Here is a 15,231-nt window from a genome sequence, read left to right as displayed (position 1 = left end):
GTGGCAGCGAGTGGGCCGCCGGAATGTGCGCGGCGGGCCTGACGTGGCGGGAGGCGGGCTCACAGGGGGTGTGGCGGGCCGGTCGCGCCGGGACGGTGTCCCCGGTGGCGTTCTCCCGGCGCTCTCGCGGGGCCGGGGCCGCCCGCTCGGTCCTGCGGACGCGGGCATGGAAGCGCCCGGTCGCTGGCGACGGGGGATGCACCAGCGACCGGGCTCCTAGAACGGTAACAAGAGATCGGCGGTTCGCAAATTCGATCGTGGAATTCCGGACGCGTATTTACTGGTCGGTACGTCCAGTTGTGACCGGAGTCACGCCCGGCGGGCCGATCCGCGCCCCACGGACCACGGTCAGCTCAGCGTCACCTGACGGTTGGTGAGGCCGCCGCGGGCACGGCGCTCCTCCGGCGTCAGCGGCGCGTCCGAGGCGAGCGCCGCGGCGAGCCGCTCGGCGAACGCGGCGGCCGGCTTGGCCACGTCGTCGGCCCCCGTCCCGGAGGGCAGGTCCCAGACCGGCACGACCAGGCCGTGCGCGCGGAACGACCCGACCAGCCGGGTGCCTTCACCGAGCGAGGACGTACCGGCGGCGTGCAGCCGGGCCAGCGCGTCCAGCAGCTGCTCCTCCGGGTGGGCCATCACCCAGCGCAGGTGGTTCTTCTCGGGCGTCTCGCACCAGTACGCGCCCTCCAGGCCGTCCAGCCGCGCGGTCGGGATGGCGGCGGCGTTCGCCCGCTCCAGAGAGGCGGCGACCTCGCCCGTCGCGTTCTCGGCGTCCTCCACCCAGAACTCGAAGCCGCTGTGCACCTGGGGCTCGAAGGGCGCGGCCGGGTCCAGCAGGTCCTGAAGACGCGGACCGTCCGCGGCGGCGCGCTCGGCGGCGACCGGCGTGCCCGGCTCGGCGGCCAGCGCGCGGCGCAGCGTGTCGGCGAGATCGCGGCTGAGGTCACCCGAAGCGGTGTCGTTCTGCAGGCCGAGCAGGACGGCGCCGTTGTCGCGGCGCAGCGCCGGCCATGCCATGGGCAGGACGGTCGCCAGTGTCACCGAGGGCACGCCCTCGGGCAGTCCGTCCTTGAGCGTCAACTCGACCGTGGCGGCGGGCACCAGCTCGCGCAGTGCCACCCAGTCGCACTCGCGCGGGAGGCCCTCGAAGGGGCGCTGCACCAGCTCGGTCGCGGCGTGCGCCGCGGTCCGGCCGTGGCACGCCTTGTAGCGGCGGCCGGAGCCGCAGGGGCAGGGCTCGCGCGCTCCGACGACGGGCACCTCGCCGTCCTTGATCTGCGGTGCTGCGGCCTTGGTCTGGGGACGGCGCTTCTTGGCCATGGCGAGGCTTTCTCCTGGTCGTTCCTGGGCGTACGGACGCGTTCCGGCGCGAGCCTAGACGACTGTGCCCGCCCTGCGCCGAGCGCTGCGGCCGGTGGCCGCGTACCGCCGGGGAAGCGGAGGACGCGGTGTGCCGCCCGCCGTCCTCGGACGGCCCGTCCACCGTCCGCGACCGGGCGGGCCGCCGGAATTGGTCCCGCGCGACCGCTCGTCGCCGTACGGCCGTGTCGGCGGACCGGACGGCGGGGGTACGCCGGGAGCGTACGGGCGCCCGCTGAGCGCGTAGCCCGCCCGGACGCGCCGTTGCTGCGCCCTGACCGGCCCGGCCCCGGCCCCCGGTGTCCGGCGTGCCTGGCGTGCCCGGCCTGGCGTGGCGTCCCCGGCCTGGCGGCCGTCGGCCGACCGCCGCGCTGACCGGACCGACCGCAGCCCTGGCGGCCGTCGGTCCGACCGTCCCTCCGAGCGAGCAGCCGGCCCTCCGAGCGAGCAGCCGTCTCTCCGGGCGAACGGCCGTCCCTCCGAGCGAGCAGCCGTCCCCCTGGCCGCCGTCGATTCGACCGCCGCGCTGACCCGCCCGACCGCCTCAGGCGCCGGCATGCCCGTGTCCTCAGCCGGCCGAGCGGTCGCACTCCACCAGTGTCAGCTCCGGCCCCGGTCCGCGGGCCGCGCGCCGCCCGGCCGCCGGTTCGCCGAGGCGGGAGGCCGGTTCCCCGGCGGGCTCCGGCGCTCGGGCGGTCCGCGTCAGGCCGGAGGTGCGCCCCGGGGTGACGCCGTTCGCCCGCCCGTTGAGCCCGCCGCCGGAGAAGTCGGCGGACAGCTCCGCGGAGAGGTCAACGCGCGTAGCGAACGCGCTGCGGAGTCCGTGGAGGGTGAGCAGGGCCCAGACCGTGACCTCACCCTCCGTGTCCTCCACGCCCCATTCCTTGGCGATGGACCGGATGATCGCCAGCCCGCGGCCGCCCTTGGCGGTGACCGACGGAGTGGCTGGTTGTGGCCGGGTCGGACCGCCGCCGTCGGTGACCGCGATGGTCAACTGGCCGTGTCCGTCGATGCGCCATGCGGCGCGTATCGCGTCCGGCACCGCGTCGCGGGCGGAGCCGCGTACGGAACCTGGTGCCTCCAGCACGCACATCGGGCGTGCGTGCCGGCAGGAATTGCTCAGCAGTTCGGAAAGAATGAGTACCGCATCGTCGACGACCGTGTCCTGAACGCCGCTTGCCAGCAGCTCGGCACGCATACGCCGCCTGGCCGACCCGACCCCTGACGGACCATGGGGTACGGCCATGACCGACGCCGTCGGCACCTCTTGTGCCACCATCAACGCCACCCCCGAGACCTCCTTCGCCCCACGCCACGGGATGAATGCCCCAATGGCCTGGACCGGAAACCGGCCAATCCCGGTGCGGTGACGCACTCGTCACGATCGAATACGGGTCGAATGCGCCGGTGCACTCCCCGTCACGACCGTTACCCCAGACCGAGTTGGGCTCGTACCTGTTTGGGGCGGTTCGTAATGATTGCGTCCACTCCCAGGCGTTCACACAGGTCGACATCCGCCTCATCGTTGACGGTCCAGACGTGCACCTGGTGGCCCGCGCGGTGCGCCCTGGACACGTACTCGGGATGCGCGCGCAGGATCCGGACGCCGGGTCCCGCGATGCCCACACCGGGCGGCAGCCGCCCGTCGCGGTGGCGCGGCGTCAGGAACTGCATCAGGTACACACCAGGGATGTCGGGGGCCGCGGCCCGCACCCGGTGCAGCGACCGGGCCGAGAAACTCATGACGCGGACCGGCGGCGGGGCCTCGGCCGTGGCCTTGGTGTGGCCGAATCTGGCCAGTAGGGCGACCAGCCGGTCCTCCACCTGACCGGCCCAGCGGGTGGGGTGCTTCGTCTCGATGGCCAGCTCGACACGGCGGCCCGCATCGGACACGAGTTCGAGAAGTCGCTCCAGGGTCAGGACGGAGACGCGTTCCGGGTCCTCGTGCTGGCGGTCCGGCGCCTCCCAGGTCCCGTCCTCGTCCTCCTTCCAGGAGCCGAAGTCCAGCGCGGCCAGGTCGGCGAGCTCCAGGGCGGAGACCGCGCCGCGCCCGTTGGAAGTGCGGTTGACCCGGCGGTCGTGCACGCAGACGAGATGGCCGTCGGCGGTGAGCCGCACATCGCACTCCAGCGCGTCGGCGCCGTCCTCGATCGCCCGGCGATAAGCGGCCAGAGTGTGTTCCGGCGCGTCCTCGGACGCGCCACGATGGGCTACGACGGAAATGGGGGAAGGGCCCGGGGTGCGGTCCCGGAGCGGGTACGCGGTGGTCACCGGGTTATCGTGCCATCGCCCGCGGGAGGGTCGCCTTGTGCACTACCTGATCCGCATAACACCAGATGCGCCGTTTTTGTCCGACATAAAGGATGGGGAGACAGTCACAGCCTCGGCTTACGGCGACCTGACGCGCGGTGGGAAAGGCTGGCACCTGTGACAGTCGCCGGTACTGCCTGCCCGTCGCCCGTACGCCAGGTTGCTACACCGCATCCTGGACACCGAACCGCATCCTGAAGGAGAGGCCGGGCCGTGGCCCGGCACCGTCGCGAAGCTGAGGAGAGAGCCGTGAGCACCGAGAACGAGGGCGCCGCCGTCCCGCCGGAGGCCCAGCCGCCGACGGCGCCCCAGGCGTCGGACAGCGCACCCGAGTCCGGTGCGCGTCCTTCGGAGGGCGCGGGTGCGCGGGGCGCGGCGGACGCGCCGCAGGCAGCGGACAGAGCGGACACGGCGGCCGGGGCCCCGGGCGCATCGTCCGCCTCCGCCGCGACCCCGCCGGCCGCGCCCCCGCCGCCGGAGTTCGCGCCGACGGCCGGCCAGGCGGGCCCGGCGGACGGCACCCCGGCCGGCACCTCCGACCGTACGCAGCAGTTCTCGAAGCCGACCGGCCCGCAGGCCCCGCAGGAACCGCAGGATCACCCCCACCCGGCAGGCGGCCCGCACACGGCTTCCCAGCCGCACACGGCCCCTCAGCCGCAGCCGTACGCGGACGCCCAGTCCTACCCGGGCGCCGAGTCCTACCCGGGCGCCCAGCACGGCGAGGGCGCCCCTTCCCACCCGACCACGCCGCCCTCGTACGCGACGGCGGCGCACGGCGCCTCCGGCGGCGGCTGGGGCAGCCCCCCGCCCGGATACGGAGGCGGCGGCGCGGGCGGCCCGGACGGCGTGTGGGGCGCCCCGGGCGCGCCCGCGCCGAAGAAGCGCCGCAACGGCGGCCTGATCGCCGCCGTGCTCGTCGCCGCGCTGGTGGCCGGCGGCATCGGCGGCGGCATCGGCTTCTGGGCCGCCGGCCGCGACGACGCGAACTCGACGACGGTCTCCGCCTCCGGCGACCCCGAGGCGCTCAACCGCAAGCCCACCTCCGTCTCCGGCATAGCGCAGAAGGCGCTGCCCAGCGTCGTGACGATCGAGGCGCAGGGCGCGACCGGCGAGGGCGGCACCGGCACCGGCTTCGTCTACGACAAGCAGGGCCACATCCTCACCAACAACCACGTCGTGGCCAGCGCCGCCCAGGGCGGCAAACTGACCGCGACGTTCTCCAACGGCAAGAAGTACGCCGCCGAGGTCATCGGCCGGGCCCAGGGCTACGACGTCGCCGTCATCAAGCTGAAGAACCCCTCCGACGCCAACCTCGTCCCGCTCCCGCTCGGCAAGTCCGCCAACGTCCAGGTCGGCGACGCGACGATCGCCATCGGCGCGCCCTTCGGCCTCTCCGGCACGGTCACCACCGGCATCATCAGCGCCAAGAACCGCCCGGTGGCCTCCAGCGACGGCGGCAACGCCACCCCCTCGTACATGAGCGCCCTGCAGACGGACGCCTCGATCAACCCGGGCAACTCCGGCGGCCCCCTGATGGACGCCTCCGGCAGCGTCATCGGCATCAACTCGGCCATCCAGTCCGCGGGCAACGGCGGCGGCGGTTTCGGCGGCGAGAGCCAGTCCGGCAGCATCGGCCTCGGCTTCGCCATCCCGATCGACCAGGCCAAGCGGGTCGCCGACGACCTGATCAGGAAGGGCCAGCCGGTCTACCCGCAGATCGGCGCGCAGGTCCTGATGCGCGACACCGGCGACGGCGCGACCATCGCCCAGGACGGCGGCGCCGGCGGCTCCGCCTCGATCACCCCGAACGGCCCGGCCGACAAGGCCGGCCTGAAGCCCGGCGACACGATCACCAAGCTGGACAACACCGTCATCGACAGCGGCCCCACCCTGATCAGCACCATCTACCAGCACAAGCCGGGCGACAAGGTGACGCTCACCTACAAGCGCGGCGGCAAGGAGCTCACCACCCAGGTGACCCTGGGCCAGCGCACGGGCGACAAGTGACGCGCTAGTCTGATCCCCGCGCACCGTCCACCGGCGCGCGGGGAGGCTTGCCCGAGCGGCCTAAGGGAACAGTCTTGAAAACTGTCGTGAGGTAACCCCTCACCGTGGGTTCAAATCCCACAGCCTCCGCCCAGGTCAGCAGACAAGCTGGTCAGAAGGGGCGTCCGAGCGGATCGGGCGCCCCTCTTGCGTGGGCTGGGCGGCTCTTCGGGGCCTCATGTCAGATGGCTGACCGTGACGTCGCCCCATTGCTGTGCGAGGTGTTCCGCCACCAGTCGGCGGTGGCAGTGGTGTGCGGTGGGTTCGCTGCACAGCAGGACCGCGTTGTCGAGAAGTTCCCGCGGGACGGTGTCCTCGATGCGGCGATTCTTTATCAGTTCCACGAATTGTTCTTCGTAGGTTGCCCAGTCGACGCGTCGCTTCTTGTAGTCGTCGAGCATGTCGTGGGTCGGCGCCAGGTCGATGCGGTGGGCGTATTGCGCGCCGCAGATCTCGCCGAGGAAGTACTTCAGGTCGTCGCGCTTGGCGAAGCCGGATAATTGCGAGACGTTGTTGAGCCGGACGTCGACCAGCGTGGTCACTCCGGCTTCTTTCAGTAGTCCGAAGAATTTTTCGGCGGACTTCTTCGTGAAGCCGATGGTGTGCAGTTTCATTTTTCCGGCGTCCCGTTGATGCGAAGCTCCTCGTCGACGTAGGCGATGCGCTGTTCCTGGCGGCTGAGGGCCTCCTGGAGGCGTTCGGCCGGTGTGCGGAACAGTTCGGCCTGGTCCAGGCCGAAGCCGGCCAGCAGGCGTTGCATGGCCATGGTGTGGCTCTCGATGTGGCCGTCCCCGTGAATGTGGGCGATGGCGGTTCCGCGCTCTTCGAGCGTCCGTGCGACGAGTACGCAGCGATGGCAGTCGAGCGGTTCCTGTTCCGTGCACATGATGGCGATGCGCTCGGTCTGGGCGCCGTTTTGTAAACGGTCGATGCCGCTGATGAAATCGGGCGTCTCGGCGAGGCGGCTGTACTGTACCCGCCCGTCGACATAGCAAGTGGTGTCTCTCGTGCGCGCTCCGAGTTCGTCGCCGAGGAAGACGTACTTGATGTCGGCGTCACTCAGGCTGCGCTTCAGCGCGTCCCGGTTGAACTGGGGTGTGAACCGGCTGGCGGGCGTCGACCGTACATCGGCGACCGCCGTGATCTCATGCTTCTGCAGCAGGCTCAGGAAATGTGAAACGCTGTGCGTGGAGTGGCCGACTGTGAATGCGGTGGGTGGTGTCATTGCTTGCTGCCTGCTTAGATTTTCGCTCGCTCGATGATGGCTGCCACTAATTTGTAAGCATAACCTTCATGTGGTTCGCTGAGGCTCACCGAAAGGAAGGATTCGTTCAGTCTGTAGATTCCGTCGGATCTGGCCAGGTAGGTCTGTTCGTATTCGGGATCGGTCACTCGCAGGATGTACTTGCAGTCGGCGTGGTGGAAATGTGCGTCCACGGCCCGTTTGGGGTCGTTGAACGCTGCGCCCGGGACGTGCACCTGTAACGTCACGCGGTCGACGCGTATGAGCTTGAGTGAGTCCGGTAAAGCGTCTGCCTGGTCGGCTGTGACGCGGTTGTTGCAGCCGTGGTAAGTGCTGTTCCCGTTCGTCCATAAGGTGTTCGGATGCTGCTCCAGCTTCAGCAGGCTGCCCCACCCGGCCCGGCCGGTCTTCTCCCAGTAGTATTCGGGATCGAGGAGCCAGTTCTCGCTCTGGAAGCCGTGTGGCTGAGGGCGGAGGAGCGGCACGGAGATGATGTCGAGGACTTTCGGGTCCGATCCGTCGGCGTATTGCCGTTCGTGTTCGGATACCTCGTGGGTGGAGCGGTTGCTCACCGGGCGTATCCATTGCCCGGAACCGTCGTCGGCCATGCCTGCGACACATCGGCCCGCATGCTTGCGGGAGTTCGCCAAACATGTGAGCGTTTTGACCGTGGCCATGTGCTGCCCCCCAAGGCTGGTGCGCCTGCTCCGTGCGTGACGGTAACGCAGCGCACTAACACAGAGCGACGGTTGTCACGTGCGTAGCCGCCGCTATCGGCCAGGATCGGGCCGGGGGCCCGCGCTCGGAAATTCGGGGAAAGGGCTCGCCGAGCCGCCCGTAGTTCATGGTCCGGGGTGGCAAACCACCTCTTTTTTGATCACGGGGGTCTTTTCCTTCCGCCCGCCCGGCCCGCCACGGGTCGACGTGACAATGGCTGGATTCCGCCCTGCGCCGGCCCCGATCTCACGCCTGCCTCACCCCCGCACATGCCTCACGCCTGCCCCGGCCTCAAGCGGGACCAGGGCGGGCGCCCGCGATGGCCCCCTCGTTCTGGTGCTGTACGTAGCGGCCGAGGGCGGTGAGGGGGAAGGCGTGGGCGTAGAGGCCGTAGTGCAGGGCGTATTCCCCGGGGATGACGGTGCCGGTGTGGTACGGCTCGTCCCAGGTGCCGTCGTCGCGCTGGGTGTCGGCGAGCCGTCGGATGCCGGACCGGACGGCTTCGCTGTCGCGTTCTCCGGCGGCGAGCAGCGCGGTCAGGGCCCAGGCCGTCTGCGACGGGGTGGACGGGCCGTGGCCGATGTAGCGGGGATCGGTGTAGGACTCCCAGTCCTCGCCCCACCCGCCGTCCGCGTTCTGTACGGACCGGAGCCAGGCGACGGCGCGCCGGACGGCCGGGTGGCCGGGAGGCACACCGTTCGCGATGAGGGCCGGGACCGCGGCGCCGGTGCCGTACACGTGATTCACCCCCCAGCGGCCGAACCACGAGCCGTCGTCCTCCTGCTGGGCGAGCAGCCAGCGGATGCCGCGCCGGGTGCGGATGTCGTCCTGCATCCCCAGCGCGCCCAGCATCTCCAGCACGTGCCCGGAGATGTCGGCGCTCGGCGCGTCGGCGATGAAGCTGATGCCGGTGAGGGCGAGCCGTTCGGGGATGGGGCTGACGCTGTCCGCGTCGAAGGCCCCCCACCCGCCGTTCTTGCTCTGCATGCCGAGGTTCCAGTGCGCGCCCTTGCGCACTGCCGCGTCGACGCGCGCGGGGTCCGGGTGGCGGACGCGGTGCAGTGCGAGGACCACCTCGGAGGTGTCGTCCATGTCGGGGTAGCACTCGTTGTGGAACTGGAACGCCCAGCCGCCGGTAGCGAGCCGGGGGCGCTGCACGGACCAGTCGGCGCGTCGTGTCGTCTGCTGGCCGACCAGCCAGTCGGCGGCCCTGACCAGGGCCGGGTGGTCGCCCGGCAGCCCGGTGTCCCGGAGCGCGATGACGGACAGCGCGGTGTCCCAGACCGGGGACTCGCAGATCTCCACCTTCCGTACGCCCTCCTCGGGCCAGACGATGGTGTGGTCCAGAAAGCCGAGTCCGGCCCTGACGGCCGGGTGGTCGAGCGGGTAGCCGGAGTGGCGCAGGGCGAACACCGACCACATGGTCTGCACCCGGACGCCTCCCCAGCTGCCGTCCGCTTCCTGGCGTTCGGTGATCCAGCGGAGGCAGGCGTTGACCGCGGCCCGGCGCACCGAGGACGGGCCGGCCTTGCGGTACCAGCGCAGGGCGCGGTTCAGGCCCCGGAAGACGCCGTCCCACCCGCCGGACGGCCCGTCGGTCCGCGTTCCCGCGTGGGTGCCGGGGACGGCCAGCAGCTCGTCGATGCCGAACGGCACCGGTGCCACCGGGCGGTGGGACAGGACGACGAGGTACGGGACGACGACCTGGCGCATCCAGTAGAGGTACGAGTAGACGTTCAGCGGGGCCCACTTGGGCAGCAGGATCATCTCGGGCGGTACCTCGTACAGCCGGTCCCAGCTCCACCAGCCGAACATCGCGCACCAGATGCGCGTCGTCACCCGGGCGGCCGCGAGACCGCCCCTTTCGCGTACCCATTCCGCGCATTGGCGCATATGCGGTTCGTCCGGGTCGTGCCCGGCGAGCCGGAGAGCCAGATAGGACTCGATGGTGATGCCCAGATCACCGGCGCCTTCGTGAACGGGGGACCAGGAACCGTCCGGTAGCTGCTTCGAACGAATCCACCGGCCGGTCGCCGCGGCGGTCCGGTCATCCAGAATGCCCAGGAATTGGCGCATCAGTGAATCCTGCGCGTCCATGCTGGTATTCACCCCGAGGAATTCCCGCCAGTACCCGTCCGGGTGCTGCCGGGCCAGCAGGTTGTCCGCGGCCTTCAGTGCGGCCTGCCGGGCCGCTTCCTCGACCTCGTCGGACGGCGGAAAAGCGAAGGTCGGAGCCGGGTCCGGCGTGCTGGACAGCGTCCCGTCCGGGCGGGATTCGTCATCGGTCGTCGTGGTCATGGATTCCCCTGGGTGTAGCCGGTGCGGAAAGAACGGGTGCGGGCTCGCGCGGAAGGGCCGAAGGGGGTAAATGGGGTGATGTGCGCGTCACGTTAGCGCACCGGCCGGACACGCCCCGGGAAACGACCCGGCGTCACGCATTCAGCAGAGCGGGCGGTGTTTGTGTCACCCGCTCGCCGGTATCGCTGCGCAGGCGAATCGGCACGACCATCGGTAGAACAGTCATGTGACATCCACTCCCACCACAAAACTTCCCGCGGAAAGACCGGCGAGCAGGCCGGCGGCCGAAGAAGAAACGTTTCAGGAACTCCTTGCCCGTTGGGCCGGACGGGTCGACGCACAGATCGAACGTCTCTACCCCGGCACCCCCGCGGGCTGCCGCGACGCCGGGTCACCGCTGATGGCGTACGACTGCGGCGGCGAGCCGACGGACTGCTCCGGCGACCCCGCGCACGCCCGCGTCGGCGGCCGGCTGCACGCCGCCCTGACGGAACCGGTGCGCTACCTGGTCGGCGCGGGCGGCGGGCGCTGGCGCCCCGGCCTGATGATGGCGGTGATCGAAGTGCTCGGCGGGGACAGCGAGCACTTCGGCCCGCTGGTCGCCTCGATGGAGCTGGCGCACACCGGTTCCCTGATGGTCGACGACGTGGAGGACGGCGCGTCGCTGCGCCGCGGCCGGGCCACGGTGCACACCGCCTTCGGCACCTCCACGGCCCTCAACGCGGGCACCTTCGCCTATTTCACGCTGGACCGGGCGGTCCGGCTGACCGTCCCGGAGGACCTGGTGCTGCGGGCCCGCCTCTACGACGCGTACCTGGCGGCCCTGCGCGCCGCGCACGCGGGCCAGGCGCTGGACATCCAGGGGCACCGCACCGAGATGGACCAGGCGGTCCGTACCGAGGACGCCGAGCCGGCGCTCGAAGCCGTACGCCTGACGCACCGCCTGAAATCCGGGGCCATGGTGGGCGCCGGGCTGGAGGCCGCCGCGCTCGTGTGCGGTGTCGACGACCGGCAGCGCACCGCCCTGGTCGCGTTCGGCTCCGCCATCGGCACGGCGTACCAGATCACCGACGACGTCGCGGACCTGGAAGGGGTGGTACGCGACGGGGTGGTGACGAAGCAGGTCGGTGAGGACCTCCACAACGGGAAGGTCACCATGCCGCTGGCGCACGCCGTCGCCCGGCTCCCCCGTAGGCGTCTCGCCCCGCTGTGGCACGCCGTACGGGACGGCCGGGCCGACCGCACCACGGTCCTGGGCGCGGCCGCCGAGCTGCGCGACTGCGGCGCCCTGGAGGCCTGCGTCCGGGAGGCCCAGTCGCTGGTGGCGGAGACCTGGAGCCGGCTGGAGCCGATGCTGCCGCAGGTGCCGGGCACCCGGATGCTGCTCGACATGGCCCGGCACGTCGTCCAGGTCAACCGCATCGCGTGAGGCGGGCGGCGCACGCGTCCGCGGGCGGCCGCACTCACGCCGCCGGGCACCGGGCGACGGCTTCCGCGCCGGCACGGGCCGCCAGGGAACCGGTACCGGTCCGGTAGGAGCGGGTACGGACGTGGAAGACGAGCAGCGTGAGCGCCAGGGTCGCGGCGCACCAGGCGACGGCCAGCAGGGGGTGGGCACCGGGGCCGGTCCGGGTGAAGGACGCGGCCAGCGCCGACTGGGCGGCGCCGTACGACGGCAGGACGCTCAGGCCGGGCAGGTTCGCCGCTTCGAGGGCCGGGTTCTGCACCCCGGAATCGATCAGGCTGAGCATCACGACGGTGAAGAAGCCCTCCAACTCACCGCGTACGAGGGAACCCAGCAGGAGGCCGATGCCGCCGTAGGCGAGCCCGGCGGCGAGGAGGGCGAGGACCAGGGGCCAGAACTGCTCCACGGGGAGGAACAGGCTCAGCCAGACGACGGTGTAGCCGGCCAGCACCGAGGCGACCACGAAGAGCGCGGCGACCTTCGCCAGCAGGAGCGGGAGGCGGGAGTAACCGGCCAGCACGAGACGCCGGTCCATCTCCCCGGCCTTGAACGTCTCCGTGAACATCATGAAGCCGGTGATCAGCATGATGGCGGACAGGGCGTTGGACACCTGCCCGACCCGGTTCGCGAGGCCGACGGCGTCCACGTCGAGGATGTCGAGGCGGTAGCGCACCACCGTATCGAGCGCGCATACGCGCCCGACGATGATCCACACCGGAACGAACACGCAGGCCAGGACCATCGCCAGCCGGTTGCGCAGATGCCCCAGCAGCGAGCAGCGCAGCATCTCGGTGAACGCCGCCCACCGGTGACCCATCAGTGGTGCCCCTCGCTCTCGATACGGCCCTCCCGCAGTCGGCCCACGGCGTCAAAATGCTCCAGGTCGTGCAGGAGGTGGGAGACCACCACGATCGACCGCCCCTTGTCCCGCAGCCGGCCGGCCAGTCTCCAGAAACGCTGGTGGGTGTCCCAGTCGAACCCTTGGTACGGCTCGTCCAGCACCAGCAGGTCCGGGTCGTGCATCAGGGCGAGCAGCAGGTTGAGCTTCTGCCGCGTACCGCCGCTCAGGCTCCCGGCCTGCTGGTCCCGGCAGCCGGTGAACGCCAGGAGGTCCATCAGCTCGCCGGCCCGGTCCAGGTCCGGCAGCCGGTACGCCGTCCGGAACAGGCGCAGGTGCTGGCCTACGGTGAGCGTGTCGTTCAGCACCGCGCGCTGCGGGCAGTAGCCCACCGACGCGGTGCGCGCCACCGTTCCGCGGTCCGGGGCCAGTTCACCGACCGCGAGCCGCAGCAGGGTGCTCTTGCCGGCCCCGTTCTCACCGACCACGCCCACCAGCGCCCCCGCGGGCACCGAGAGGTCGGCGCCGCGCAGGACCTCCCTGCGGCCGTAGCCCTTCCACACGCCGCTGATCCGCAGCCGCAGCGGACACTCCGCCTGTACGGCTGCCGCGGCGTGCTCCTTAGCGGCAGCTTGCTCTTGGGAGGCAGCATGCTCCTGAGAGGCGGTGTGCTCCTGAGGCTGAGAAGCGGCGTGCTCCTGGGCCGGGACCTGCTCCTGAGAGGGAGAACGACGGGACGTCACCGCGCGCGGCCCCCCTCGGCCCCCGGCTTGTCGAGCACCAGGGCGGAGTAGCCGACACCGCGCCCCACCGACTGGTGGGCGTCGATGGTGGCGATGGTGGTCTGCCAGTCCTGCTCGGTGAACTCGCGCAGCCCGGCCCAGCGCAGCCCCAGCACCTCACGGCCGCCCCGGGACGCCGCCATCCGGCTCAGGACCGCCCCCAGGCGCAGGGACCGCTCGACGACGGGTCTGGTCCAGTCGACCGTGCGCGACACCCGGAACCCCGCTGCCTCCGCGTGCACCAGGTAGCGGGTCAGCGGCTCGAACCCTTCGATCTGCCAGGCCGCGCGGAGCAGGCCCCGCGGGTCGAGCCCGTGGATGGTGTCCGGATCCGCGGTACGCCAGGTGAAGTCGACCAGGACGAGCCGTCCGCCGGGGCGCAGCACCCGGAAGGCCTCGGCCAGGAGGGCGCGGCGGCCGGCGGGGGAGAGGTGGAAGGCGGCTTCGAGGCAGTGGATCCGGTCGAACGGGCGGTCCGCCACCGGGAAGCCGGACGCCTGACCGGGCAGCGCGGTGACGTCGGCCACGGCGAAGGCGGTGTTCGGGGCGGCGCCGTACCGGCTGCGGGCCTGGGCGATCTGCTGCCCGCTGATGTCCACACCGACCGCGGAGCAGCCCGCGGCCCCCAGGCGGGCGGTGGTGTGACCGCGTCCGCAGCAGGCGTCCAGCACCCGGTGCCCGGGGCGGGCCTGCAACAGCTCCAGACACCGCGTCTCCAGTCGGCGCTGGAAGAAGGCGACGCCGCCGAGGAGCGCCGGCAGGGTGGGGATCGTGTAGTAACCGAGGTTGACCAGTGCGCCCCAGCCCATGTGCCGGAACAGCCGGAAGAAGGGGTTGGTGTCGCTGTACGAGTCGGCCAGCCGGTCTGGGTCCATCGCCCTCTCCGTCCCGTGCGGTGCTGACTGCCAGTTGACCAGCAATCGGCCGAACGTGGCGGGACGACACCCTGAAGTCCCGCGGATGCCACTCCTGCGGTCGGCCGGGTGCCGGAGTCAACGCCGGGCGGCTGACGCGATGGTGGCGCGCGCCTCGCGCTCGGTGAGGCCGGTGTCGAGGGCGGCGGTGGTGAGGGCGGTGGCCATCTCCTGGCCGATCCCGGATGCGTAGGCGCGGCAGGCTGCCCAGAAGAGGCGCGCGTTGCGCTGGCCGTCGGGGGAGGTGCGGACGAAGCGGAGCAGGGCGGGGGCGGGGTGGGCCGCGGGAACCGGCGACGTCTTGGGGTGGTGGGTGGTGGGCGGGAGCTGGGCGAGGAGGGTGAGGAGCGCGGGCGGGGCCGGGGCGGGGGACCGGGGGACGCCGGAGGCCGGGCGGTAGCGGCCGCGGGAGGTGCGGGAGCCGGGGCCGACCAGGTAGCCGCCGGCGCCGCGGATGTCGATGCCCGGGGCCAGGCGGCCCGCGGAGTTGGGTACGGACGGGGACGGCGGGCCGGAGAGGTAGAGGTGGCGGCCGCCGCTGGGGGTGTGGACCGTGAGGGTGGGCGGCAGCGTGAAGCGGTGTTCCCCGGCGAGGAGTTGGAGGGCGGTGAGGCCGTCCGCGCTGTGTTTGGTGTCCAGGTCGATGCCGATGAGGTGGTGCGGGGGGACGCCGCAGGCGATGCCGTACGCGGTGGCCCAGGGCGCGGCCGCGAAGAGGTGGCGGACGGCGAGCGGGTCCCGGGTCGCGTCGTGGATGCCGTGGCCGGGGCGGCCGCAGGCGCCGCGGCAGGGGGCGGGGGCCCGGTCGGCGTGGTGCGGGGAGCGGACGGCGGGGAGTTTGGCGCGGGTCAGCGGGATGACGGAGTAGCCGCGGCCGGCCGCGACGAGCGCGTGGGTGAGGGCCGTGGCGTGGTCGCCGGGGTGGGAGGGATGGCTTCCGGTGGCGGTGTCGGTGGCGGCGGTGTGGGGAGAGGCCATGTCTCCAGTTTCGTATGTGCGTTCGATTAAGAAAAGGGGCGCACGGCCCTCGTTCCGGAACGGCTGGAAAGGTGCGGGAACGATTCATGCAGGTGAGGAAGGGGAGTGGCGGGTACGCGGGCGTGCGCTGGCGCTCCGGGGGCGCAAGGGAGGTTTACCCGGGGTTCTTCATGCTTGAGGGGGAAGTGGCCGTTCCGGTCTGGTTCATGGGGGTCGCGGTGGGCAAGTCTGATCACCGCGACGTCGTCAACCTCGCAGGGCGGACAGCAACTGCCCCGTGAGGT

General features: G+C 71.6%; 13 protein-coding genes and 1 tRNA gene. 3 read left to right on the top strand and 11 right to left on the bottom strand.

Annotation, left to right across the window (positions count from 1 at the left end; genetic code table 11):
* Window positions 1-348 precede the first annotated feature (348 nt).
* The 3 genes from A6A06_RS29595 to A6A06_RS29580 all read right to left on the bottom strand — a co-directional run bounded on the left by A6A06_RS29595 (window position 349) and on the right by A6A06_RS29580 (window position 3,627).
* Window positions 349-1,317, bottom strand: coding sequence for a DUF5926 family protein (locus tag A6A06_RS29595; RefSeq protein ID WP_073765190.1), 969 nt, complete (start codon window positions 1,315-1,317; stop codon window positions 349-351).
* A 607-nt stretch (window positions 1,318-1,924) separates the two neighbouring features.
* The gene (locus tag A6A06_RS29590) at window positions 1,925-2,731 is read right to left on the bottom strand and encodes an ATP-binding protein (protein ID WP_079194439.1); all 807 of its coding nucleotides are present in this window, start codon (window positions 2,729-2,731) and stop codon (window positions 1,925-1,927) included.
* Between the two features lie 53 nt (window positions 2,732-2,784).
* Window positions 2,785-3,627 (bottom strand): glycerophosphodiester phosphodiesterase, encoded by an 843-nt coding sequence (locus A6A06_RS29580; protein WP_073765188.1) that lies wholly within the window; start codon window positions 3,625-3,627, stop codon window positions 2,785-2,787.
* A 288-nt stretch (window positions 3,628-3,915) separates the two neighbouring features.
* Here A6A06_RS29580 and A6A06_RS29575 point away from each other — a divergent pair, with 288 nt between their 5' ends.
* Window positions 3,916-5,673 (top strand): trypsin-like peptidase domain-containing protein, encoded by a 1,758-nt coding sequence (locus tag A6A06_RS29575; RefSeq protein WP_073765186.1) that lies wholly within the window; start codon window positions 3,916-3,918, stop codon window positions 5,671-5,673.
* 41 nt (window positions 5,674-5,714) lie between these two features.
* Window positions 5,715-5,802 (top strand) — tRNA-Ser (locus A6A06_RS29570).
* Window positions 5,803-5,888: 86 nt separating this feature from the next.
* Here A6A06_RS29570 and A6A06_RS29565 read toward each other — a convergent pair.
* From A6A06_RS29565 to shc, 4 genes are all read right to left on the bottom strand, one after another.
* Window positions 5,889-6,326, bottom strand: coding sequence for a DUF488 domain-containing protein (locus tag A6A06_RS29565; protein WP_073765184.1), 438 nt, complete (start codon window positions 6,324-6,326; stop codon window positions 5,889-5,891).
* Window positions 6,323-6,937: a DUF488 domain-containing protein gene (locus A6A06_RS29560; protein WP_073765182.1), complete on the bottom strand. Its 615-nt coding sequence runs from the start codon at window positions 6,935-6,937 to the stop codon at window positions 6,323-6,325. Before A6A06_RS29560 ends, A6A06_RS29565 begins: the two co-directional genes overlap by 4 nt.
* A 14-nt stretch (window positions 6,938-6,951) precedes the next feature.
* Complete coding sequence (locus A6A06_RS29555; protein ID WP_073765180.1) at window positions 6,952-7,632, bottom strand: dual OB domain-containing protein; 681 nt, start codon at window positions 7,630-7,632, stop codon at window positions 6,952-6,954.
* Window positions 7,633-7,963: 331 nt separating this feature from the next.
* On the bottom strand, window positions 7,964-9,970 hold the full coding sequence (gene shc, locus A6A06_RS29550) for a squalene--hopene cyclase (protein ID WP_073765178.1): 2,007 nt from the start codon (window positions 9,968-9,970) through the stop codon (window positions 7,964-7,966).
* 226 nt (window positions 9,971-10,196) lie between these two features.
* Here shc and A6A06_RS29545 point away from each other — a divergent pair, with 226 nt between their 5' ends.
* Complete coding sequence (locus A6A06_RS29545; RefSeq protein WP_079194438.1) at window positions 10,197-11,399, top strand: polyprenyl synthetase family protein; 1,203 nt, start codon at window positions 10,197-10,199, stop codon at window positions 11,397-11,399.
* A 34-nt stretch (window positions 11,400-11,433) separates the two neighbouring features.
* On the opposite strand, the gene A6A06_RS29540 is transcribed toward A6A06_RS29545, so the two are convergent.
* The 4 genes from A6A06_RS29540 to A6A06_RS29525 form a co-directional block, all read right to left on the bottom strand.
* On the bottom strand, window positions 11,434-12,252 hold the full coding sequence (locus tag A6A06_RS29540) for an ABC transporter permease (RefSeq protein ID WP_199931253.1): 819 nt from the start codon (window positions 12,250-12,252) through the stop codon (window positions 11,434-11,436).
* A complete protein-coding gene (locus A6A06_RS29535; protein WP_338015964.1) occupies window positions 12,252-13,016 on the bottom strand; it encodes an ABC transporter ATP-binding protein in 765 nt (254 codons plus the stop codon). Before A6A06_RS29535 ends, A6A06_RS29540 begins: the two co-directional genes overlap by 1 nt.
* Window positions 13,013-13,930, bottom strand: a complete 918-nt coding sequence (locus tag A6A06_RS29530) for a class I SAM-dependent methyltransferase (protein ID WP_073765174.1) — start codon at window positions 13,928-13,930, stop codon at window positions 13,013-13,015. Before A6A06_RS29530 ends, A6A06_RS29535 begins: the two co-directional genes overlap by 4 nt.
* 117 nt (window positions 13,931-14,047) lie before the next feature.
* Window positions 14,048-14,947 carry a bifunctional DNA primase/polymerase gene (locus A6A06_RS29525; RefSeq protein WP_073765172.1) on the bottom strand — a complete coding sequence of 300 codons (900 nt, stop codon included), beginning with the start codon at window positions 14,945-14,947 and terminating at the stop codon, window positions 14,048-14,050.
* Between the last annotated feature and the right edge of the window lie 284 nt (window positions 14,948-15,231).

It is taken from the genome of Streptomyces sp. CB02923 (genome assembly GCF_001905005.1).
Taxonomy (GTDB): Bacteria; Actinomycetota; Actinomycetes; order Streptomycetales; family Streptomycetaceae; genus Streptomyces.
Note: the sequence above shows the minus strand (reverse complement) of the source record. Positions and strands in the feature narration are given on the sequence as shown.

Excerpts from the sequence above, each read along its gene's own strand:
- A6A06_RS29560 (WP_073765182.1), bottom strand. The coding sequence starts at position 6,937 with ATGACACCACCCACCGCATTCACAGTCGGCCACTCCACGCACAGCGTT.
- A6A06_RS29555 (WP_073765180.1), bottom strand. The coding sequence starts at position 7,632 with ATGGCCACGGTCAAAACGCTCACATGTTTGGCGAACTCCCGCAAGCAT.
- A6A06_RS29565 (WP_073765184.1), bottom strand. The coding sequence starts at position 6,326 with ATGAAACTGCACACCATCGGCTTCACGAAGAAGTCCGCCGAAAAATTC.
- A6A06_RS29540 (WP_199931253.1), bottom strand. The coding sequence starts at position 12,252 with ATGGGTCACCGGTGGGCGGCGTTCACCGAGATGCTGCGCTGCTCGCTG.
- shc (WP_073765178.1), bottom strand. The coding sequence starts at position 9,970 with ATGACCACGACGACCGATGACGAATCCCGCCCGGACGGGACGCTGTCC.
- A6A06_RS29595 (WP_073765190.1), bottom strand. The coding sequence starts at position 1,317 with ATGGCCAAGAAGCGCCGTCCCCAGACCAAGGCCGCAGCACCGCAGATC.
- A6A06_RS29530 (WP_073765174.1), bottom strand. The coding sequence starts at position 13,930 with ATGGACCCAGACCGGCTGGCCGACTCGTACAGCGACACCAACCCCTTC.
- A6A06_RS29525 (WP_073765172.1), bottom strand. The coding sequence starts at position 14,947 with ATGGCCTCTCCCCACACCGCCGCCACCGACACCGCCACCGGAAGCCAT.